The organism is Treponema sp. OMZ 799 (assembly GCF_024181365.1).
Lineage (GTDB): Bacteria > Spirochaetota > Spirochaetia > Treponematales > Treponemataceae > Treponema_B.
The window spans coordinates 1,111,964-1,133,319 of the sequence record NZ_CP051301.1; the positions used below are offsets into that span (position 1 = coordinate 1,111,964).

The 21,356-nt window shown below is 39.5% G+C and carries 16 protein-coding genes; 10 read left to right on the forward strand and 6 right to left on the reverse strand.

The features are described from left to right. Position 1: 1 nt before the first annotated feature. A complete protein-coding gene (gene dinB, locus E4O04_RS05040) occupies positions 2-1,189 on the forward strand; it encodes a DNA polymerase IV (protein ID WP_253710356.1) in 1,188 nt (395 codons plus the stop codon). Then, the gene (locus tag E4O04_RS05045; protein ID WP_253710359.1) at positions 1,186-4,605 is read left to right on the forward strand and encodes a hypothetical protein; all 3,420 of its coding nucleotides are present in this window, start codon (positions 1,186-1,188) and stop codon (positions 4,603-4,605) included. The genes dinB and E4O04_RS05045 overlap by 4 nt, the downstream gene beginning before the upstream one ends. A 34-nt stretch (positions 4,606-4,639) precedes the next feature. Here the strand turns inward: E4O04_RS05045 and E4O04_RS05050 are convergent, their stop codons facing one another. Together E4O04_RS05050 and E4O04_RS05055 are read right to left on the reverse strand one after the other, a co-directional pair. Beyond that, the gene (locus E4O04_RS05050) at positions 4,640-5,437 is read right to left on the reverse strand and encodes a TIGR00282 family metallophosphoesterase (protein ID WP_253685040.1); all 798 of its coding nucleotides are present in this window, start codon (positions 5,435-5,437) and stop codon (positions 4,640-4,642) included. Positions 5,438-5,469: 32 nt separating this feature from the next. Continuing rightward, positions 5,470-6,318, reverse strand: a complete 849-nt coding sequence (locus E4O04_RS05055; RefSeq protein ID WP_253710361.1) for a TatD family hydrolase — start codon at positions 6,316-6,318, stop codon at positions 5,470-5,472. 56 nt (positions 6,319-6,374) lie between these two features. On the opposite strand from E4O04_RS05055, the gene E4O04_RS05060 reads away from it, so the two are divergent. Continuing rightward, a complete protein-coding gene (locus E4O04_RS05060; RefSeq protein ID WP_253685038.1) occupies positions 6,375-6,587 on the forward strand; it encodes a hypothetical protein in 213 nt (70 codons plus the stop codon). Positions 6,588-6,650: 63 nt separating this feature from the next. Here E4O04_RS05060 and efp read toward each other — a convergent pair whose 3' ends face one another. Beyond that, positions 6,651-7,214, reverse strand: a complete 564-nt coding sequence (gene efp / locus E4O04_RS05065; RefSeq protein WP_253678269.1) for an elongation factor P — start codon at positions 7,212-7,214, stop codon at positions 6,651-6,653. A 105-nt stretch (positions 7,215-7,319) separates the two neighbouring features. Here efp and argS point away from each other — a divergent pair, with 105 nt between their 5' ends. Both argS and E4O04_RS05075 read left to right on the forward strand, forming a co-directional pair. Beyond that, positions 7,320-9,092 carry an arginine--tRNA ligase gene (gene argS / locus E4O04_RS05070; RefSeq protein ID WP_253710363.1) on the forward strand — a complete coding sequence of 591 codons (1,773 nt, stop codon included), beginning with the start codon at positions 7,320-7,322 and terminating at the stop codon, positions 9,090-9,092. Positions 9,093-9,202: 110 nt separating this feature from the next. Then, entirely contained in the window at positions 9,203-10,069 is an 867-nt protein-coding gene (locus E4O04_RS05075; protein WP_253685036.1) for a ComFC family protein, read from the forward strand. 3 nt (positions 10,070-10,072) lie between these two features. On the opposite strand, the gene radC is transcribed toward E4O04_RS05075, so the two are convergent. From radC to asnS, 3 genes are read right to left on the reverse strand one after another with little or no spacing between them, the layout of a single operon-like run. Next, complete coding sequence (gene radC, locus E4O04_RS05080; protein ID WP_253685035.1) at positions 10,073-10,750, reverse strand: RadC family protein; 678 nt, start codon at positions 10,748-10,750, stop codon at positions 10,073-10,075. A 50-nt stretch (positions 10,751-10,800) separates the two neighbouring features. After that, positions 10,801-12,234, reverse strand: a complete 1,434-nt coding sequence (locus E4O04_RS05085) for a D-alanyl-D-alanine carboxypeptidase family protein (protein ID WP_253710365.1) — start codon at positions 12,232-12,234, stop codon at positions 10,801-10,803. 27 nt (positions 12,235-12,261) lie between these two features. After that, positions 12,262-13,683, reverse strand: coding sequence for an asparagine--tRNA ligase (gene asnS / locus E4O04_RS05090; RefSeq protein WP_253710366.1), 1,422 nt, complete (start codon positions 13,681-13,683; stop codon positions 12,262-12,264). Between the two features lie 136 nt (positions 13,684-13,819). Here asnS and E4O04_RS05095 point away from each other — a divergent pair, with 136 nt between their 5' ends. The 5 genes from E4O04_RS05095 to E4O04_RS05115 all read left to right on the forward strand — a co-directional run bounded on the left by E4O04_RS05095 (position 13,820) and on the right by E4O04_RS05115 (position 21,309). Then, positions 13,820-14,791 carry a hypothetical protein gene (locus E4O04_RS05095; protein ID WP_253685032.1) on the forward strand — a complete coding sequence of 324 codons (972 nt, stop codon included), beginning with the start codon at positions 13,820-13,822 and terminating at the stop codon, positions 14,789-14,791. Between the two features lie 35 nt (positions 14,792-14,826). After that, a complete protein-coding gene (locus E4O04_RS05100) occupies positions 14,827-16,602 on the forward strand; it encodes a tRNA-dihydrouridine synthase (protein WP_253710368.1) in 1,776 nt (591 codons plus the stop codon). A gap of 180 nt (positions 16,603-16,782) precedes the next feature. Further along, on the forward strand, positions 16,783-17,805 hold the full coding sequence (locus E4O04_RS05105; protein ID WP_253685030.1) for an ABC transporter permease subunit: 1,023 nt from the start codon (positions 16,783-16,785) through the stop codon (positions 17,803-17,805). 3 nt (positions 17,806-17,808) lie between these two features. Further along, a complete protein-coding gene (locus E4O04_RS05110; protein ID WP_253710370.1) occupies positions 17,809-19,308 on the forward strand; it encodes an ABC transporter permease subunit in 1,500 nt (499 codons plus the stop codon). Positions 19,309-19,371: 63 nt separating this feature from the next. Then, entirely contained in the window at positions 19,372-21,309 is a 1,938-nt protein-coding gene (locus E4O04_RS05115; protein ID WP_253685028.1) for an extracellular solute-binding protein, read from the forward strand. Positions 21,310-21,356 lie beyond the last annotated feature (47 nt).

Below are 21,356 nucleotides of genomic sequence, written 5' to 3' on the forward strand. Positions count from 1 at the left end.
GATGACGGCAGAAAAAGTTTTTTTTCATGTTGATATAGATGCCTTTTTTGCTTCCGTTGAGCAGCTTGATAATCCTGAGTATAGAGGTAAACCCGTAATTGTCGGCGGTCAATCGGAAAGAGGTGTCGTATCAACTTGTTCCTATGAAGCGAGAAAATTCGGTGTTCATTCCGCTATGCCTATTTTGCAGGCTAAAAAACTTTGTCCGGGCGGTATATTTTTAAGAGGCCGTATGGATCGGTATCATGAAAAATCAAAAGAGGTTATGTCGATTTTTAAGGATTTTACTCCGGAAATAAAACAAATTTCAGTGGATGAAGCCTTTTTAAATATGACCGGCATGGAAAAAATATTCGGTACTCCTAAAAATTCAGCTCTCTTATTAAAAAAAACTATAAAGGAAAAAACGGGTTTAACGGTTTCGGTAGGTTGTGCTCAAAATAAATATATTGCAAAGATAGCCTCAGGACGCTCAAAGCCTGACGGACTTTTTATCGTGCCTGCCGGTGAAGAAATTGATTTTATGAAAAATCTTCCATTAAAGGATGTATGGGGTGTAGGAGGAAAAACGAGAGAAAGGCTTATTGCTGCAGGCTTGACTACCGTACCTCAAATATTTAACTCAAGCGAGCATCTTTTACAAAGTATTTTAGGGAATGCATCCGGCAGTTTTTTATATCAGGCTGTACGAGGAGAGCTTTACGATGTTTTTAGCGATGATGCCAAATCTCATTCTATAAGTACGGAGCGGACCTTTGAGCATGATTTATTTTCTCATATAGAGATAGATGATGTTATGTTTTATCTGGCATCCGAGCTTATGTATAGAATATTTGATGAGAAGGTAAAAGGAAAAACCGTTTCAGTTAAAATACGCTATAATGATTTTACTACCGTTTCCGTTCAATCTACAGGAGCTGTTGTCAATGACACTCAGGATTTGTTTGAGCGTGCTAAAGAACTTTTTTATAAAAAATTCGATAATAAAACTCCAATAAGACTTTTGGGATTGTGCATTATGAATGTTGAATCCGATGGACCTGAAGCACAAACCGAATTATTTTACAGCGAAAAGAATATAAAAAAAAGAAAGATTGAAGAAACTATGTATGCTCTTACAAAAAAAAAAGGAAAGAATATTTTAAAACCTGCGCGCCTTTTAAAAAAAGATAAGGATGGCCTTGAATGAAAAAAATAGTTAGTGTTTCAATTGTATTCTGTGTTTTTTTGTTAAGCTTTGCACATGGTTTTGAAAATGATGAAAACCCGGATGTAGATTTCGGTATTGATTTAATCAAGAAGAGGACCGGAGAAAACAAGGCCGGGCAATATTTTAAAAATTTTGATGAAGAAAATACCGTTCTTTTTTTGGACGGATTTTGGGATATGGAATTTTTAGGCCTTTCATCTTTTGAATTTTTTGACGGTTATGCAAAGGTAAATTCTTTTCAGGGGGTGTTTAAACAAAAGGCTAATTTAGCCTTATTGCTTTTACTGAATAATGAATTTTATTTTGAAACTCTTTATAAGGATGACTATAAAAAAAGTACTTTGGCTTTCGGTTATTTTGGAAAGGAAGAATCTCCTATCAAACATATACGGGCAGGGAACAGTAATATAAAATTTCCTCTTAATTATGGGTACATAGATACCGGGGGCGGTAAGTTTATAAGTCCCGGTATTATGGGAACCTTTGCAGGAGAGAATTGGAGTGCCGATACGGTGCTCAGATATGAAAGCTCCGAATACAATTCAAAAACGTATTACGGTAATACGGAAATTATAGAAAATAAAATTTCGATTAACGCTTGGCAAAAAGCGAGGCATTTTTATATACCTGTAGATAATCTATATGGAAAACCTGTCTTGGTCTTTGTAAAGGATTTTGCAGGAGGGCAATGGAGACCTTTGAGTCCCGATGAATTTGCGGTAGATCCCCGCTTAAAAACTTTATCCTTAAAAAAATCTTATCCTGAAGGGGTTGCCTTAAATTATTTTGATTTGGAGGCCAATCCCGGTGACCCGAATAATCCGGCAAATAAGCATTTGGGGAATGTTACAGATTATTTTTCAGTCTTAGGTTCCATTCCGGCGATAAACGAAATAATTGCTTCTATTCATCCTGATGTTTCATGGTATAAAGAAAATGTTTTTGGAAAAGATTTATTGGTATTAAAGAAAAATAATTTTTCTCCCTTTGAGATTGCTTCACGTTATGAGGCCCCGGAATCTTCAAACTCTTCTTTGAGTATTGTTGATACCCATACGCAAAGTGAGGTTTTAAACTTTGAAGCTTCAGTTGAATCAGCCGGCAGTTTTTTAGGAGATTTTCAAAAATTAAAATTTATTCAGGTTCTGAATCCCTCCCAAGGCTATGATTTTAGTATAATTGAGCAAATGTTTCCTTTTCGTAAAACTGACTCTAAAATATATCTTCCCGGTAACTCGGATGAATCGGACTTAAGTTTACAAATATTTTGTAAAAATTACCTCCCTTCTCCCGGCTTTATTTTACCCGATACGGCAATTCCCGGAAGTATACGTGTGTTTAAAAATAAAATACGGATATTCGATTTTGATTATAATGAGTCAAATCATAATTTAACGATACATGAGCCTGTACTTTCAAATGATATTATCGAAATCCAATGGAAGGAAGCCCTAACTTATTCCGACTCCGGGCTTGTACGCTTTGCAGGCGGAGCTCACTGGAGACCGGTTTCCGGGCTGGATATGTTTTTTGCGGGTTCGGGTGACTGGGAAATTACAAAGCAAAAATTTAATCCGATAGATACCTATAAGCTTTCGACAGGTTTGAATTATAAAAATCAAACTATAAAAACCGGATCCGTTTTCGGATTTGAGGCGGGTGTTGACCGTAAACTAAGTGCAAAAGAACAAGCTTACTCTTTTCAAAATAAATCTTATTTTAATTACAGCTTGGACGGCCCTCTTTATTCAAAAAATTCTATCCCCGTTTTTTCGAATCCGAAATTTTATTTTGAAGAGAATATAAAAATTGATAAAAGAATAGGTAATGCTCATACTAAAACAAATGCAGCTATCGATATATGGAAAATTAAATTTGCCGGTCTTTTGTCTTTAAAAAATAATTTTTTCTCGGATAATTCAAAGATGATTGAAAGTTACGGACATTCGGTTATAATGCCTATTTATTTTGTTTACTTATCCGAAGATTTTTTTGTAAATATACATGATAATATATTAAGAAGAGAAGGTAAGATTAATTTTGAAAAATATGTAAACATTAATTATCTGACATCAGTTGACTACAACAAAGATTATACTTCTCAAAAGATACTTACATCCATATCTCCTGCAATTCCGGAAGCGGATTTTGGAATTATATACAGTCAAATTAATTTTTTTATAAGTCAAAAGTATAAAACTCTTTTAAATCCGGCCTCAGCTTCTTACAATTCGGCATGGACAAAAAGCTTAATCGATATGTATTCAAAGGGTGAAAAAAATGCTGAGGATAGAACAGGAGGGATGACTTTTTTATTCAATTATTTTCCGAATGAAAAAGATAAAGACGGTATTCAATTGTCGGGAATCAACTTTGATGCATTTTCAAAAACGCTTTTTCAAAATAAGGGAAAAGTAAAGTCCCTTGATGAAACCGGCTTTGAAATTTCCGTACCCTTTAATACGGGAAAAATATTTTTTTCTCCGATTGTTAAAAGAAAAATTACAAAAGAAAAGATTGGAACCGAAGCTGAAAAGCAAGACTCTTATGCTTCGGATCTAAAATTTTTATTTACGGGATTGGGAGGTCAATATTGGCTTTTTTCTATACCTTTTTTTTATGACATGTTTGACCAAAAAATAGTCAAAGAAATTCAAACCAATAACAATGAAGTGTACTATACTTTTTTTAATTCTTACGGATTTAACCTTTCACGCTTGATAAGCGGAACCATTAAGGATTTATATACGCCGCTGGAATTCGGTACGGCCGTATCCAGATTAGTACAATCCGCCCAATTAAATTCCGGGCAAAGCAATATATACGGACTTGATTTTTCATTTAAGTACACGACTTTAAATATTTCGGGTAAATACGGTTATTTTGATTGGTTTGATTTTTATGATCAAGATGAATTAAACAGGTTCTATAAATTCGGTTTTTCGTTTGGAAAAAACTTTTTTAAATTTAACTTTAATTCAAACCATGGCCTTTATTTTTTCTTTAACTCAAATAATAAGCTTGGCTTTGAAAACGAATTTTTATATACGGCTTCAAAAATAGAAAACTCAAAACTTTCAACAGATGAATGGAAAGAAAAATTCAGCCTAATGTTTTCGTATAAGGGCGGAACATCTCTTCCTCGCGTAATAATAGAAAGCTTTTCAAAAATACCTCTGTCCGACAGCCGGGAGGAAAAACTTTCGATAGAGCTTTCACAAAATAAGAGCTTAAAAAAACTTAATTATAAGCTTTCATTTAAACACTCGCAGTCAACAAAGATAGGCTCCCATGGAGAAATCAAGATATTTGCAGAATTTGAAGGGGCTTCTACAATATCAAATTCTTTTTTGGTTAACATAAATGCAGGTATTTCAGGCAAGGTCGATTTTTAAAAGTCCCTGCAGTTGTTTAATCGTCTATAATGTTCTATGCGCTGATTTGAATTCTTTTTACTGAAACGGCTTTTTTTGTTTCGATATCTATTTCTGCAACTAAGCCGCAAAATATTGCAAGCCCGTCTTCAAGAACCTCTACACGCTGGGGTACCTGACTCTTTGTTCTTGTTATTGCCGTAAAGGGACTGCCGCCTATTACGGATTCTTTTGCGCCTATCATTCCGAGGTCGGTAATATAGGCTGTACCGTTCGGTAAAATTCTTTCATCTGCCGTTTGGGTGTGAGTATGAGTCCCTGCAAAAAGCGAGACACGCCCGTCAACATAGAATGCGAGAGCCTCTTTTTCCATTGTGGACTCTGCATGGAAGTCTATGATATTAATCGACTCGGATAAATCGTCATCGCTTTGCGATGAAAAAAGAGAATCTATAGTTTGAAAGGGGCAGTCGATAGCCCTCATGTTTTCCCTTCCTTGAAGATTTATAACGCTGTATTTTATTCCGTTTTTTTCGATAAGGGCGAGCCCAGACCCTTGAGCCAGGGGAAAATTGTGAGGCCGTAAAACCCTTTTATCCTTACCGAAGTTCATCCGGATTTCGAATCTTTCAAGCGTGTGGTTTCCGCCGGTTATAACGTCTACGCCTGCATTAAAAAAAGCCTCAGTTTGATCTTCTTTTATGCCTACACCGTGGGCCGTGTTTTCTCCGTTTACCACACAAAAATCTATTTTTTCTTTTTCTATTATAAAGGGCAAATGTTTTTGCAAGGTTTCAAGACCTAAGTTTCCGCAAACATCTCCGCCCATAAAAATTCTTATAAATTGTTTCATATGGCTTATTTTAAAATAAGATTAAAAAAAAATCAATTACCTTTAACGTTGACATTACGTTTAAAATCGATACTGTATGCTTTTTTAAAATTTTCAAAGATGGAAACCTTTAAATCTTCCGTATAATTTTTGTAATTTTGCTCATCATAGTTTAAAAAACCTGCTGACTCAGCCCGTATTTCTGCAAGCTCGGAAAATACTTTTTTTATATCTGTAGGAAGTGAAAATTTTTCTTCTTTTAATCTCATGTATGGTGCATCCGTTTCGGTTAAGATTCTATTTTCTTCTAAATTTGCTGCCGTTTCAATTTGTGTTTTTTGTCCGCGTAACAGGCCCTTACCGATACAAAAATAGGCATTTACGCCTTTTTTTAAAAGCGACCTTGCTTCGTTTACAGAACCTGCCCATCCGTGAAAGATAACCGCATTTATTTTTTTTATAGTCTTTACATCGTCGAATATGAGGTGTAAACCTTTTCGGCAGTGTACGACTATTGGGAGTCCCGATTTTAAGGCAAGCTCCAATTGTACCTTCCATACTTTTTTTTGCTCTTCCAAGGTGCTTTTATAGTGCTCATCGAATAGATCGAAACCGCATTCTCCTATTGCCGCTATTTTTTTTGAGTTTATAAGTTTTTCTAAATAGGGGATTTCGTTTTCTATCGGGCATTGAGGATGCACTCCGAAAGAAAGGATAAAATTCCCTGTATTTTCCCTGCATAGTTTTTCTTGAACCTCAAAACGGCCTGCTTCATTTGCAGAAGCACAAAAAAATATTTCCTTATCAAAGGTTTTAAAAATCGGGTTTTCTATATTTTGAGAATCTAATTCTTCGATTGTGTCTAAAATATGGACATGGGCATCGGTATACATGGAAATCATTATATCCTAAAGGTCTTATTTTGTATACCGAAAATATTACTATACGGAGGGAAAGTATGAAATTATATTCGATAAAAACTACTCAAGGCGATGCCTCATATTGTACGATTTTACAAGAAACCGATGCCGGATACATCCTGCGTATTTGTATGGATAAGGAAGGCTATCAAAAGGTAAGTGAAGATTTTATAGAAAAAGATCTTTTTGATATGTGCGTCCGCACCGGCTACATTCACGAGCTTTCAGAATCAGCTTCCGTAGTAGCTTAAGCTTCATTTAATAAGACGGTAATTAAGGGGAAGCCTCTTAACTACCGTCCTTTTCTGTAAGGGTTAGTTATTAACTCTTTCCTGATATTCGTTTGTTTCGGTATTTACGAGAATTTTTTCGCCCTGCTTAATAAAAAGCGGAACTCTTACTACAAGGCCTGTTTCAGTAACGATGGGCTTTGTTGCTCCCGAAACGGTATCTCCCTTTATATAGTTTTCGCTTTGCTCAACAATGAAGATCATCTTTGTGGGAATCCTTACATCGATAGGTTCATTTTCCCATATAAGAATATCGTACTCATCTCCCTCTCTTAGATAGTGCTCCTTGTCTCCTACTGTCTCGGCAGGTACGGAAATGGATTCAAAACTCTCCGTATCCATGAACATAAACAGATCTCCGTCCTTGTACTGATACTGACATTTGTGGGTATCTACTACTGCATCTTCAACTGTGTCTGCCGTTTTGATTGTCTGCATCAAAACAGAGCCGTCTCTTAAATTCTTCATTTTAACACGGGCAAAGGCCGCTCCCTTTCCGGGGTTTACAAATTCCCGTTCAACAACCAAATAGGGAGTACCCTTATTGAGCAAAACCGTGCCCTTAGCTATGTCTCCGCCTCTAATCATATTTCACCTCATTAAAAATTGTGGGTAATTCTAGCATTTTTGGCATTTTTATGCAAGCAGAACCCGATTGAAAACTTTCAAAAAATACGGTATAATCCGTCTATTATGGAAGATATTAAAACTACATGGCAAAAAATCATTGCCGATGCCTTAAACGGGATTGCTCCCGAAAATTGCGATAAGATTTTACCCGAAAATATAAATATAGAAACTCCTCCCAACCCTGAGATGGGGGATGCGGCCTTTCCTCTTTTTAGCTTTGCAAAGAGCTTTAAAACGGCTCCGGCTAAGATTGCTTCAGATGTCTGTGCCCGTCTTTTGGAAAACGAGACAATAAAAAAATACGGAACGCCTAAGGCTGTAGGACCATATTTAAACGTCTTTTTTGACAAGGGAGACGTGGCCTCGAATGTTTTGGACAAGGTTCTAAGTCAAAAAGAAAACTACGGGAAAACTTCTTCTCTTTCAGGCAAGAGAATTATGATTGAGTTTTCAAGCCCGAATACGAATAAGCCCCTCCACTTGGGGCACCTCCGTAACGATGCTCTGGGTGAAAGTATTTCGCGTATTTTAAAATTTTGCGGGGCAGATGTTTTTAAGGTAAACATTATAAACGATCGGGGCGTTCATATCTGTAAGTCCATGATAGCCTACCAAAAATTCGGCGAAGGAAAAACTCCTGAAAGCGAAAATATAAAGTCAGACCGCTTTGTAGGCGATATGTATGTCGCCTTCCATAAATACAGTGAGCAAAATCCTGAAAAGGCCGAGGCCGAGGCGAAGCAGATGCTTTTGGATTGGGAGGCCGGAAAGAATTCGGAACTCATCAATCTTTGGAAGATGATGAACGGCTGGGCTATAGGCGGCATTCAGGAAACCTATAAGAGAACCGGCATCTCCTTCGATAAGCTTTATTATGAAAGCGAAACTTACCTAAAAGGAAAAGATCAGATTTTAAAAGGTTTGGAGCGTGGAGTTTTTTATAAGGAAGAAGACGGCTCCGTTTGGGTTGACCTTGCTCCCATCAAGCTCGACAAAAAAGTCTTGCTGAGGAGTGACGGCACTTCTCTTTACATGACACAGGATATAGGAACTGCAATTTCCCGCCACAAGGATTGGCCCTTTAACCAAATGATCTATGTTGTAGGAAACGAGCAGGAGTATCATTTTCAAGTTCTTTTCTATGTTTTAAAACAACTCGGTTTTGAATGGGCTAATGCTCTCTACCATCTTTCTTACGGAATGGTAAACCTGCCTGAGGGAAAAATGAAAAGCCGAGAGGGTACAGTAGTGGATGCCGATGACCTTATCAATTCTCTTCAAGATGAGGCTCTAAAAAAAATCGAAGAAAACGGAAGAGAAAAGGAAGTGGGAGATGCTTCAGCGGCTGCCGAAAAGATTGCAGTAGGCGCTCTGCATTATTTTCTATTACAGGTAAGTCCCAAAAAAGATATGCTCTTTAATCCTAAGGAATCTCTTTCCTTTACCGGAAACACAGGCCCCTATCTTCAATACATGGGAGCCCGAATTTCTTCCATATTAAGAAAGGCAGAAACTGACGAGGGCAAAGAAAAATTAAAGAACGGAAAACCGGATGCTTCCCTTTTGACCCACGAATCCGAATGGGCTCTTTTAAAAACCTTGGAGGACTTCCCCGAACAGGTTGAACGGGCTGCCTTAAAAAAGGATCCGACGGCTCTTACTTCCTATCTTTACGAACTTTCAAAAGCCTTCAGCCGCTTCTACCGCGATTGCCCGATTCTTTCAGGAGAAACGGCAGATCTTTCTTATACAAGAATGGAATTGGCAAGGGCAACAAAGATAGTGCTTCAAAACGCAATGAACCTCGTGCTCATTCCCTTTATGGAAGTAATGTAGACGTTCCGTAAAAAGTAAATACTCCGTTTAATTTTTTTTTAAGAATTTTTAAAATATACTAAAAGACTCATAAAATTAAGATAATACTTATAGGAAGGAGAAGTATTATCATGATAAAAAGATTTAAATTAGAGGCGTTGACTTTTCTGAGGAATATTTATGCCCGGATAATTTGTCCTCAGGTTTGTTTCTTTTGCGGGGAAGAAACGGGAACCGGTATTCCGCTTTGCGGTAAGTGTTTGCAAAAAGAAATTACCGAGCCTGTTTTGTTCCGGCTTAAATACCCGGAAAAGTTTTGCTCTTCTTGCGGAAAGATTTTAATTTCCGAAAAGGAGCTTTGCACAAATTGCAGGGCTAAATTACGGGAAAAAAATGAAGAAGGGGCAGGAGAAAAAACGAATGAGCAAGAAACTGAAAAAAAAGAGGGTAGTGCAAAGCTGCTTTCTCTTCAATCCGATTTTGTAAAAAGGGTTTACACCCTCTATCCTTACAAGGGCAGGGGCGGCGAGCTTTTACGCTTGTGGAAAAATCAAAACATGAGAGGCTTTGCAGAAATTTATGCTTCTGCCCTTGCTGCCTTTATTGAAGGGAGTCTTGAGCTTCAAAACATTCCTATGGTGCCGGTTCCGCCCCGTCCTAAAAAGATTAAAAACAAGGGCTGGGATCAAATAGAAGATCTCTCCGTCTATTTGGAACATTTGTATAATCTTCCTATTCTCCGCTGCTTAAAGCGGAAGGACGGGGCTTCCCAAAAAAGCCTTTCCCGCGAAAAACGGGCAAGCAACCTAAAAGGAAAGATTTTTTTAAAACAAAAAAAGCGGCTTTTACAATCCAAGGATTTAAAACCCGCCTTGCCCGAAAAGCTCATCATCTTGGACGATGTTATGACCACGGGAGCAACCCTTAACTTTTGTGCTGCGGCCTTAAAAGAAGGAGGCTGCAAAGAAGTAATCGGGCTCTGCCTCTTTTTCGATTAGAGCTTACATATCCAATCTCATGCCGCTTTGCACAAAACTGAAAAAATTTCCGTTGGGCACCAAGATTATGTGATCCAAAAGCTTGATGCCTAAAATTTTTCCTGCCTCGTAGATGCGGTGTGTCAGCTCCATATCTTCACTTGAAGGTTCCAAATTTCCCGAAGGATGATTATGGGCTGCAATTATTGCAGCCGCCCTGTCCTTTAGCGGATCGGAATAAACCTCACGCGGATGCACAATCGTTCTGTTTATTGTACCGACACTTACAACACGGGTTGCAATAATTTCGTTTGCTCCGTTTAAGGAAACGCAGATAAAATGCTCCCTGTCCCTCCCTGCATAGTGCTGCAAGAGCGGAACAACATCGGTCGGGTGCGAAATCGTTCGGTTCTTATTGTCGTAATACCTCCTTCCCAATTCCATGGCAGCAAGAACCGTTGAAATCTTTGAATCTCCCATCCCGCGGATAGAGCGCAGATAGCCCTCAATTTTTTCAGGCCTTGCCCTGTCGATGTGGAGAATAATGTCCTCGGCCAATTCTTTTACGGGTTTATCCTTAATGCCTGTGCGTAAAAGAATGGCCACCAAATCAGAGTCGCTTAAATTCTGAGGCCCGTACTCTAAAAGCCTTTCCCTCATATCGGGTTTGTCCGTAACGGATAAATTTTTATAGCCTATCATCAATTATGTTGTATGTATTATTTGAAATATTTACTATTCTTTTACAAAAATTATCTAAAAAAACCGTCTATAAATTTTCTAAAAGATGAGCCATCTTTTATATCGATAGGGCAGAGCAGGGGTATGGTTTTTAGGATCAGGCCCGAATCTTTGATACGGTATTCCATAGAACCGATTTGCCGGCCTGCAGAAATAGGAGCCTTTATTGTTTCGGGTAGATTGATGACTCTTTCTATATGCCTCTCATCGTTTTTAAACACGGTAAGATAATCTTGCGAAAAATCCAAATTTGCAGGGACGGGAATAATTGCGGAATTTTTTGCGTTTAGGTTTGAGCCAAGTACCTTTACGGTTTTTTCGATTTTGTTGTACTCCTTTATATCGAAGCTTGCAAAATTATCGAATGCAAAGTTCATAAGCTTAATCGAATTTTGCTCTCTTATGGAGATTCCTTCTTTTAAGTTTTTCCAATGGCCGCCCAAGATAACCGCAATAAAACGCTCACCGTTTTTTTGAGCTGTAAGCGAAATATTAAAACCCGACTCGTAAATAAAGCCTGTTTTTAAGCCGTCACAGCCTTCCAGTTTTTTTAAAAGAGTATTGGTAGCAGGCTTTGTAATTTGAAACTGTTTTAAGCCTGAGGAATTTTTTTTGATAAGAATATTGTGCTTTTGGGGATAGCTTATCTCATTTAGCGAATGAAATTTTTTTAGGTTTTCGGGATAGCGTTTTAAATAATGAAGAGAAAATAGGGCAAAGTCCTTGGCAGTGGTTTGGTTCTTTTCGCTTAAGCCCGAAGAGTCCTCAAAGCAGGTGGATTTTAAACCCATCTTTTTGACGGCCTCGTTCATTTTAAGCGTAAACTTTTTAAGGCTTCCTTCAGTAAGGATGGCTGCGGCAAGGGCTGCATCATTCCCGGAACAAACGGTCATTCCTCTTATCAATTCTTCTACGGTCAAAGTTTGATTTTCTCCCAAGCCCATCCATGCAGCCCCGCGAGGTAAAAAAACGGCCCAGGCCTCCTTAGGCGGACTGACCCTCTTTTTCAAATTTTGAAATTCGGGATTTTGCAGCATGGTATAAATCGTTACCAGCTTTGTAAGGGAGGCCGGAGGAATTTGTTTTTCTGCATTGTGTTCCGCCAAAATTGTTCCTGTTTTTGCATGAATAAGAATATAGGCTTCCGCATCGATTTGAGGCAATTCGAGATTTACTGATTCCGCCTGAGCCGCAGAAGGCGGTTTTTGAACGGGTAAAAGATTTTCGATGGAATTAAGGGGCGGAAACTCGGCATTGAATTTATGCTCTTTGTAAAAAATATCAAGAGCTCTTTCAACCTGTTCGTAAGAAATTTGAAGAGGCTCGGCCTTTTTTAATTCGGAAACATGAAAAAAAACGAAACCTGCAAAGCTTAAAACACAAAAAAGCACAGCCGCAAAGAGGATAAAAATACATTTTAAAATTCTTTTTGAGCTGTGCTTCATTTTAAAGCTTAATTTGTATTAAAATAATTAGAACTCTGCCAATTTAGGTGCTCGGGGGAAGGGGATAACGTCCCTTATGTTTCCCATACCCGTAACATAGAGGAGGAGCCTTTCAAAGCCGAGGCCGAATCCCGAATGAGGAACGGTTCCGTATCGGCGGAGATCAAGGTACCACCAATAGTCTTCTTCTCTCAATCCCAGTTCCTTAATTCTGCCTTGCAAAATATCTAGGTTTTCTTCCCTTTCGGAACCCCCGATGATTTCGCCCAAGCCCGGAACAAGCACATCCATGGCCCGCACCGTTTTTCCGTCTTCGTTTAACTTCATATAAAAGGACTTAATCTCCTTGGGATAGTCGGTAACGATTACGGGGCCCTTATAAACTTCTTCTGTCAAAAACCTCTCGTGCTCGCTCTGCAAATCGCAGCCCCAGTAGGGCTTAAACTCGAAGCGGTCAAGGTGCTTTTCAAGTTCGGCTATGGCCTCGGTGTAGGTAAGGCGGGTAAAGGGGGTGCTTACAACATTTTTAAGCATTTCTATAAGTCCCTTTTTAATCCTCGAATCGAAGAATTCCAAATCCTCTTTGCAGTTTTCCAGGGCCCATTTTAAAAGATAGACGATAAAGTCTTCTGCAAGCTCCATGTTCTCCTTTATCGTAAAGAAGGACATTTCGGGCTCTACCATCCAGAACTCTGCAAGGTGGCGGCTCGTGTTCGAGTTTTCCGCCCTAAAGGTCGGGCCGAAGGTGTAAATGCGCGAAAGGGCCGTCGCATAGGTTTCTCCTTCCAGCTGTCCCGAAACGGTGAGGTTAGCCTGCTTGCCGAAAAAGTCTTGAGAATAATCTATCTTAAATGACTCGGGATCTTTTTTATCTTTTAGAGCTTTTTTTACAGTTTCTTCTATGTCGAAGGTGGTAACATGGAACATCTCGCCGGCACCCTCGCAATCCGAACCCGTAATAATAGGCGTATGCACATATTGAAAACCTCTTTCCTGAAAAAAGGTGTGAATTGCATAGGCCATCTGGCTTCTCATTCGGGCGACTGCCCCGAAGGTATTTGTGCGGGCTCTTAAATGAGCTTTCTCCCGTAAAAATTCCATGGTATGATGTTTCTTTTGTAAAGGATATTTTTCCTGATCGGCATCACCGAAAATATGGATATTATTAGCCTGAAGCTCAACACTCTGTCCCGCAGCCGGTGAGGGAACAAGATTACCTGAAACCTTTACCGAAACTCCGGTGCCGGCTTTCTTTAAGAGAGCTTCCGTATTATTATCGAGTCCCTTATCCCTGTCAAATGCTGCCTGAATGGAGGCAAAACAAGAGCCGTCATTGATCTCGATAAAAACCAAATTCTTGGTTTCCCGCTTTGTGCGAACCCAGCCGTAAACATCGATAGCTTGGCCTTTTGGTTCTGAGGTTAAAATATCTTTAATTAAATGTATCATAATAGATATATTATATGGTAAATTTTTATTCTGTCAAGCATTAAAGCACTTTAAGCCTATCTTGACCCCTATTATGCAATGTGATAGAATTAAGCGGTATAAACTTAACTTGAGCAATAACTGAGGAGCTTAATTGATGAAGAATTTTTTATTGTGCCTTCTTTCTTTTCTTTTGTTTTTATTGCCGATTAATGCACAAGATTCAAGTATTGGTAATGAAGATATACCTCAACAAAAAAATCAAGGCAGTGAGTATATAACTAACATAAACTTTATAGCAACATGGCCTCCACAAGCCTTGCTTGGTGTAAATCAGAATTTTAAAATTCCTTTAATGAGGTTTGATAATCCATTGATGAAAGATAATCATATCAACTTTAAAATAGGAGCGGAAATTAGTCCTGTAAGCTTAGGAGCCGTTACGGGAATTACCTGGGTTCCTGTTGCTTTTATGGAGTTATATACCGAGGCAACTGTAGGCTCGGGCTGGAATATTCCTGTCAAGCCCAAGGACATTATCGGCATAGGCATTAATGAAAACGATTCAGGAAAAACTCATAAAAAAAACCTTGTTTTGACAAATGCCGTTTACTCTTTCTCATTAGGCGGAGCCTTACAGTTTGATCTGGGTGCTGTAATCCCTCATGATTGGAGTCATGTGGTTTTCCGTATGGATCAATATGCCCTTTACCATGCCATGACCGGTGTATCACCTGAAACTTCTTGGATTTATAAAGATGACAGCGGACAAAATCGTAACGGCTGGAAATATCAGGCTTCCTATTTAATAGGGTATAAGATGCCTATCTTTCTTGACCTTGCGGCTTTAAAGATCGATACCGAAAAAAAATTATATGCGTCTCCTAAAGACTTAGATAGAAAGACTTGGGGTGAAGACCTTATTTATACCACCTTCGGCCCCATAATCAACTTTAACATAAAAAAAGATTATAACATCCTTCTTTTGGCTCAGTGGCACACAAAGCCGCTTTATAAAGGCGGCAGCAATGATGATTTTTACCAAACAAGGATTCTCGATACCGATAAAAAAACTTATGTAAAGTTTTACCAAGTTGGTATTATCTTTCATATGAATATTAAGAGATAAAAAACTGATGGGGAAAAATTAACGGAGAGTGTTCAATGAAAAACAAGGCAGAAATAATACAAAAAATTAAAAATGCAGGTACGGCAGCGAGAGAAGGAAGGGCAGAACCCGTTCTTGCAACGGTTTCGGGTGTACTTTCGACAAAGCCCCATCTGATAAGGTACTGTGCCGATGAGCTGGGCTTCGGTCTTGTTACTACAAAGAGCTTTCAGGTGCTGCCCAATCCGGGAAACCGCGAGCCCATCCTTTGTGAGCCCGAATTGGGGTGCTTCGGGAATTCCGTAGGTCTTCGTAACTGCGGAATGGAACAGGCCGTAAAAGAGCTTAAAGAGCTCCGCTCCTCTTGGAAGACTAACGCAATTTTAAATGTTTCTCTTTCGGCCTCAAATCCCGAAGATTTTATCAGTCTTGTGAAGGGCTTTGAAGAATTAGCCGACATCTTTGAACTTAATTTTTCTTGTCCTCACGCTGCAAAAGGCTTCGGCGCCTCTATAGGCTGCGACCCTGCGGTTGCTTCGGAATACGTAAGGGCCTTAAAAAAAGCTCTGCCGGATTGTACTGTTCCTATCTTTGTAAAATTAACCCCAAATGTTGAAGATATAGGAGCCATAGCTGCTGCCGTAATTGAAGCCGGAGCAGACGGAATAACGGCCATCAACACCGTAGGCCCCAAGGTTTATATTGAACCCCATTCAGGCAAGCCCATCTTGCAAAACAAGCTTGGAGGAAAGGGCGGCATGAGCGGTTCATGGGTCTACCCAAGGGCTCTCGAATGTATTAGCGATATACGGCAGGCTGTCGGGGAGAAAATCCCTATAATCGGAATGGGCGGCGTTATGTCCGGAGCTCAGGCTGCCGGGCTTGTCAGGGCCGGTGCCGATGTAGTCGGAATCGGGTCTGCCTGCGGTATGCTTGAACAAGACGATTTAAAGCCTTTTTTTAAGGCCTTGGCCTCGGATGCTCTAAACTGCATACGCGGCAAAGAAACCGATAAAACCTCCTCATTTTTACGCAAAAAAAAGGCCTTGGACTATGAAGCTAAAACCATCGTAAAAATCGAAAAAGAAAGTGAAGATATCGTCATAATTACCCTAAACGGAAAGTGTAAATTCGAAGCGGGACAGTTTGTCTTTTTGTGGATTCCGGGAGTTGGAGAAAAGCCCTTTTCGCTTGCTGAACCCGATCCTATCAGCCTTATCATAAAAAAACGCGGCCCCTTTACCGAGGCTCTTTTTGAGCTCAAAGAAGGAGATACAATCTATATGCGCGGGCTTTACGGCAAGGGAATAAGGCCTCCCAAGACCGAAAATGCCCTTTTAATTGCAGGAGGAACCGGTATTGCAGTCCTTCCGGCCCTAGCAAAACGCTTAAAAAAACAGGGAACAACGGTTTCGTCTTATGTAGGAACTTCAGGAGAAATTAAAAATGGAGAGCCCAACGGTATCGAAAAAATTCTTATTGAATGCGGTGCCTATAAAAAAGTAGCCGATAAGGGCGTAGTAGGCAGGGTGCTGAACCAATTTCAAAAAGACAATATTGAAGAGAATACCGGCCTTCCGATTCAGGGAAAAGCCGAAAGCATGGGTAAACTTGAGTTTTTTTCTGCCTATCTGGTCGGGCCTATGATTTTTATGAGGAGGGCTTCCGAAATCCTTTTAAAAATGGGAGTGCGTAAATCTCAGATTTTTATGTCCCTAGAAATGAACACAATGTGCGGAGTAGGCATTTGCGGCGAATGTTCTTGCGGAAATATCTTGACGTGTAAAAAGGGGACCTTTGTCAGCCTTGACCAAATTGATGATTTTTATTAATAAAAAATTATGGCTTATAGGGTAAAAAATTGTTTGAACTATAGACTTTTTTTTTACATTATGATAATATTCCGAACGTCTAAGTATGCGCATTCCTTCCCTCATATTATAATAATCAAACCGGTATAATTTGGTTAGGATTTGTCGTATATTAGTATCTTGGTTTTATGGAGCTTTATAATGAATAACTATTTCGTTAGGCGTGCGTTATTGATTATTCCTACCTTCATAGGAATTACTCTGGTTGTTTTTGCAATTACACGTGCCGTACCCGGTGGGCCTGTCGAGCAGACCTTAAATCAACTTATTTTTGGCCTGGAAGGTAAGAATACTAACAAGGATGTAAAAAATGCCAGTGCTCTCAAAGCGGAAATTGAAAAAGAGCTTAGAGCCTATTACGGTTTTGATAAACCCTGGTATATTTCTTATGTTCAATGGATGGGTAAGGTGCTTAGAGGTGACTTAGGCCGTTCGACTAAATACGGAGATAGAGTCATAGATATGGTCGGTTCCCGTATTCCTATTTCATTGCGTTTCGGCCTTATCTCGCTGATATTAACCTATTCGGTTTGTATACCTTTGGGAATGTCCAAGGCCCTTAAGCATAAAACCGTATCTGATAACATTTCATCATTTATAATAATAATCACTTATGCTTTACCCAGCTATGTTGTTGCCATTATTATCCTCACCGTATTTTCTTTTAGGCTTAATATCTTCCCTTCAGGAGGTTTGTACTCCAGAAACTATGCCGAACTTTCGTTTTTCGGTAAATTGGGTGATAATTTTATGCACATGTTCTTGCCTATGGTTGCTTATACCTTGGGCAGTTTTGCAACCCTTACAATAGCCACCAAAAATTATCTGATGGAAAATATGGCATCCGACTATGTTAAGACGGCTGTCGCAAAGGGTAGAACCTTTAAGGATGCCCTATGGAAACATGCTTTTAGAAACAGTATGATTCCTGTAGCTGCCGGATTGGGCGGTATTTTAGGTGTTTTCTTTGCCGGTGCCTTCCTTATCGAAAAGATATTTAATATAAACGGAATGGGCTTTTTAGGTTTTAAGGCCTTGGAAGAAAGAGATTATGCCATTGTTTTAGGAACCCTTGTTATAACCTCCCTTGTTTCAATGGTGTCAAACATATTAAGCGACTTTATCGTATCACTTGTTGATCCGCGAATTAAACTTGGAAGGTAAATTATGACTAAGGCAGATACAAACAAAGATTTTTTTAGTAAATTAAAAGCTTCATGGCAATTGTTTAGAGAAAGAACGGCTTTAAGCCCTCTTACAAAAATGCGTTTGCACAGATTTAAGCAGATTAAGCGTGCAAGAATTTCTCTTATGTTCATTTTGGTAACTTACATCATTTCTCTTTTTTCGGAACTCCTTATAAATAACCGTCCCATATTGATGAAAATTGACGGAAAGTTGTATTTCCCGACATATTCAAAGGTTCTTTATGCAACGGATTTCGGTTTACAGCTGCACAATGAGCTGGAACTTGATTATAGGGCTATTAAGCCTATCTTAAAAGAAACGGGACGCGGCTGGCTTATAATGCCTCCCGTTCCTTATAACCCCTATGAAACGGACTCAACTCCGGCTCCACTTTCTTTAAGCAATATCGGCTGCCCTGTAATGGGCTTGAGCTTAAACAAGCCCGGCGAAATGCCTTCTGATGATGCATCCGATTATAAATGGATTGATGTATCGGAAGTTGACGGCATAAGGGTTTCTCAAGATGAAGACGGCACCAAAAGATATGTCTGGATTAAATTTACGGAAAATCCCGACAAGGCCCGCCTTTCGGACTTTGCTTCCATCAAAAGAAAGTATCTGGGTATAGCTTGGAATAAAAAATCTTCGATTGAGTCTGAAGATCCTAAGGATTATACATGGTACAAAATAGGTACCGAAAAGGGAATTGCCCAGCCCGACGGCAAGTATACATGGGTTAGATTTGCTAAGGGCCGAAGCGGTGAAATGTATCCTCCTCTTGCTCCTTCTTTTAAGACAAAACACTTTTTGGGTACTGACAGTATCGGAAGGGATATTTTGGCCCGTCTTATCTACGCCTACCGCATATGTATGTCCTTCTCTCTATTGTTTGTATTTATTACCTATTTAATAGGTATTACAATCGGTATTTTGATGGGATATATCGGAGGAATGTTTGACACTCTCTTTCAAAGGTTTATCGAAATATGGGAACAAATACCTTTCTTGTATATAGTTATGATTTTAGGCTCAATTTTCCACCTTTCATTCGGCTGGCTCTTGCTTGTCTATCTGGTATTCGGCTGGTCCGGTAAGACTTGGGCAGCCCGAGCTATGACCTACCGTGAACGGGAAAGAGATTATGTTTTAGCTGCTAAGTCAATGGGTGCAAGTACTATGCGTATAGTTATGCTCCATATTTTGCCGAATATCATAGTTATAGTTATTACAGCCTTGCCCTTTGCAATCTCAGGCGGTATTTCGTCTTTAACAGGTTTGGATTATCTTGGATACGGCTTACGTCCGCCTACGCCTAGTTGGGGAGAATTATTGAGTATGGGAACTTCCATGTATAAGGATGCTCCTTGGATCTTAAGCTCGACTGTAACAGCCTTTGTTTTTGTTCTTATATTGATTACGTTTATCGGAGAAGGTTTACGAGAAGCCTTTGATCCTAAGCGTTATACTGTTTATAAATAGCTCTAAGAGAGGGCCCTTAGGTCCTTTCTGAGGCTAATTATATAAAAATTTAGGAGGAATCTTATGAAAAGATTTGTAAAGATTGGAACTATTTTAGTTGCACTTGCTATCGTTCTTACAAGCTGCTCTAAAGAAGGCGACTTAGCAAAATTGGGTCCTTCTGCCCGATACGAACACTTGCTGGCTGAAGAAGCTAAAAAAGTTCCCGATTTTAGTGTTAAGGTTATTGAAGACAAAAACCTTAAAGTTGAAGGCCTGCCCGAAGATGTCGTTTGGCTTACTGCAAACATGCCCGACTTCGGCTCCCCTCAGACAAAGAAGGGCGGTACTCTGCACCTTTCCGAATCCCAATATGCCGAAAACTACCGCTTTATCGGACCTCAGGGTAACCATTCTCAGAGAGACTATATGTATTCTTCTTCCGGCCTAATGTGGGCTTCCGATGAAACAAAGGATTGGTATCCCGTTGAATGTTCTCACTGGGCCTTCGGTGCCGACAATCAGACAGTTTACTACAAATTACGCGAAGAAATCAAATGGTCTGACGGAACTCCCTGTACAGCCGATGACTATGTATGGGCTTGGCAGATGTGGAATGATCCTCTCTTGGATGCTCCTTTCTACAATAAGTACGGTGCAAAATTTGAAGTTAAGAAGATCAACGATTATTGTATTGCAGTAAAGTGGCTTGAATCGGATAAGCTTACAAAATATGAGCTTATTGATAATACCAACTTTGTAGCTTACAATAAAAAATTCTTCAATAACGGACAGCTTTATAAGAACTGGCACGTTGACTTTAACTGGAAGTATTCTCCCACAATCCGACCCTATGTTTTGGATGAAGAAAAAACAATAAAGGGTGAAGTTCTTGTTTTAAAGAGGGTAAAGGACTGGTGGGGTGATTCTCTTCCCTATTTTAAAAACATGGCTAACTTTGATTATATCGAAATCAAGGTTATCACAGGCGGTGCAGATGTAGAAAAAGAGTACTTTTACAAGGGCGAGCTTGACATTTTCGGTTTAACCAGGGCTAAAGAATGGAACGAAGCTGCAACACAGCCCAACGTAACAAACGGCTATATCGACCGCTGGATCGGAAACTTTACTCCGACACAGGGTACTCAAGGCTGGTTTATGAACGTTACAAGCCCCTTCTTTAAAGATAAGAAGGTTAGAACAGCCATGTACTATGCCTTTGACATTCAGGGTATGATCGACAATATCTTGCAGGGCGAATTTAAACGATATCACAATATCGGTATCGGACAAGAATGGGCAGGATACAACTTTAACGACAATACTATCCGCAAGCCCGACTTTGATCCTGTCAAAGCAGGCGAGCTCCTTGCAGAAGCAGGCTATGATAAGCTTGGAAGCGACGGTATCCGTGTAAACAAAGAAGGCAAAAGAGCCAGCTTTGAACTCTTATATGGCGGTGCTTCAACTAATGAGCAGTTTGCTTACCTAAAAGAGCAGGCTAAAAAAGCCGGTGTCGAAATTGTCCTCAACCTTATGGAACAAGGATGGATACCCAAGGTCTTTGCAAAAGACTATGACATGGTTTCTTTAAGATGGACTTATAGGCTCCAGCCCACCTATTGGCAATTCTGGTCAAAAGAAAATGCCGAAAAAGAAGATACCAACAATATTTGGGGATATTGGAGTCCCGAAATGGAAGCCCTCCTTGCTGTTGAAAGCGATGACTCTGTTCCTATTTCTGAAAAGGCCGAAAACAACAAGAAGATTGAACGCCTTGTTCACGAAGAAGCTCTTGTAATCCCGAACTATTACACCGACTTTTACAGAACAGCTGCATGGAAGTGGATTAAGTTCCCTTCATGGGGTAACATGAAGTTCGTTAAGGGTGTACTTGGCGATACCATCTACAACTATGCTTGGTTTGATCCTGCTGTAAAAGAAGAGGTTGAAAAGGCCCGTGCCGAAGGCAAGGCTTTTGAACCTAAGATCTGGAAAAACAGTACAAGGTATGTTGAATAGTCCGGTAAACCGGATATAAAAAATATGGCAGTCCTGGCCTTCTTAAC

Excerpts from the sequence above, each read along its gene's own strand:
- dinB (WP_253710356.1), top strand. The coding sequence starts at position 2 with ATGACGGCAGAAAAAGTTTTTTTTCATGTTGATATAGATGCCTTTTTT.
- E4O04_RS05045 (WP_253710359.1), top strand. The coding sequence starts at position 1,186 with ATGAAAAAAATAGTTAGTGTTTCAATTGTATTCTGTGTTTTTTTGTTA.
- E4O04_RS05050 (WP_253685040.1), bottom strand. The coding sequence starts at position 5,437 with ATGAAACAATTTATAAGAATTTTTATGGGCGGAGATGTTTGCGGAAAC.
- E4O04_RS05055 (WP_253710361.1), bottom strand. The coding sequence starts at position 6,318 with ATGATTTCCATGTATACCGATGCCCATGTCCATATTTTAGACACAATC.
- E4O04_RS05060 (WP_253685038.1), top strand. The coding sequence starts at position 6,375 with ATGAAATTATATTCGATAAAAACTACTCAAGGCGATGCCTCATATTGT.
- efp (WP_253678269.1), bottom strand. The coding sequence starts at position 7,214 with ATGATTAGAGGCGGAGACATAGCTAAGGGCACGGTTTTGCTCAATAAG.
- argS (WP_253710363.1), top strand. The coding sequence starts at position 7,320 with ATGGAAGATATTAAAACTACATGGCAAAAAATCATTGCCGATGCCTTA.
- E4O04_RS05075 (WP_253685036.1), top strand. The coding sequence starts at position 9,203 with ATGATAAAAAGATTTAAATTAGAGGCGTTGACTTTTCTGAGGAATATT.
- radC (WP_253685035.1), bottom strand. The coding sequence starts at position 10,750 with ATGATAGGCTATAAAAATTTATCCGTTACGGACAAACCCGATATGAGG.
- E4O04_RS05085 (WP_253710365.1), bottom strand. The coding sequence starts at position 12,234 with ATGAAGCACAGCTCAAAAAGAATTTTAAAATGTATTTTTATCCTCTTT.
- asnS (WP_253710366.1), bottom strand. The coding sequence starts at position 13,683 with ATGATACATTTAATTAAAGATATTTTAACCTCAGAACCAAAAGGCCAA.
- E4O04_RS05095 (WP_253685032.1), top strand. The coding sequence starts at position 13,820 with ATGAAGAATTTTTTATTGTGCCTTCTTTCTTTTCTTTTGTTTTTATTG.
- E4O04_RS05100 (WP_253710368.1), top strand. The coding sequence starts at position 14,827 with ATGAAAAACAAGGCAGAAATAATACAAAAAATTAAAAATGCAGGTACG.
- E4O04_RS05105 (WP_253685030.1), top strand. The coding sequence starts at position 16,783 with ATGAATAACTATTTCGTTAGGCGTGCGTTATTGATTATTCCTACCTTC.
- E4O04_RS05110 (WP_253710370.1), top strand. The coding sequence starts at position 17,809 with ATGACTAAGGCAGATACAAACAAAGATTTTTTTAGTAAATTAAAAGCT.
- E4O04_RS05115 (WP_253685028.1), top strand. The coding sequence starts at position 19,372 with ATGAAAAGATTTGTAAAGATTGGAACTATTTTAGTTGCACTTGCTATC.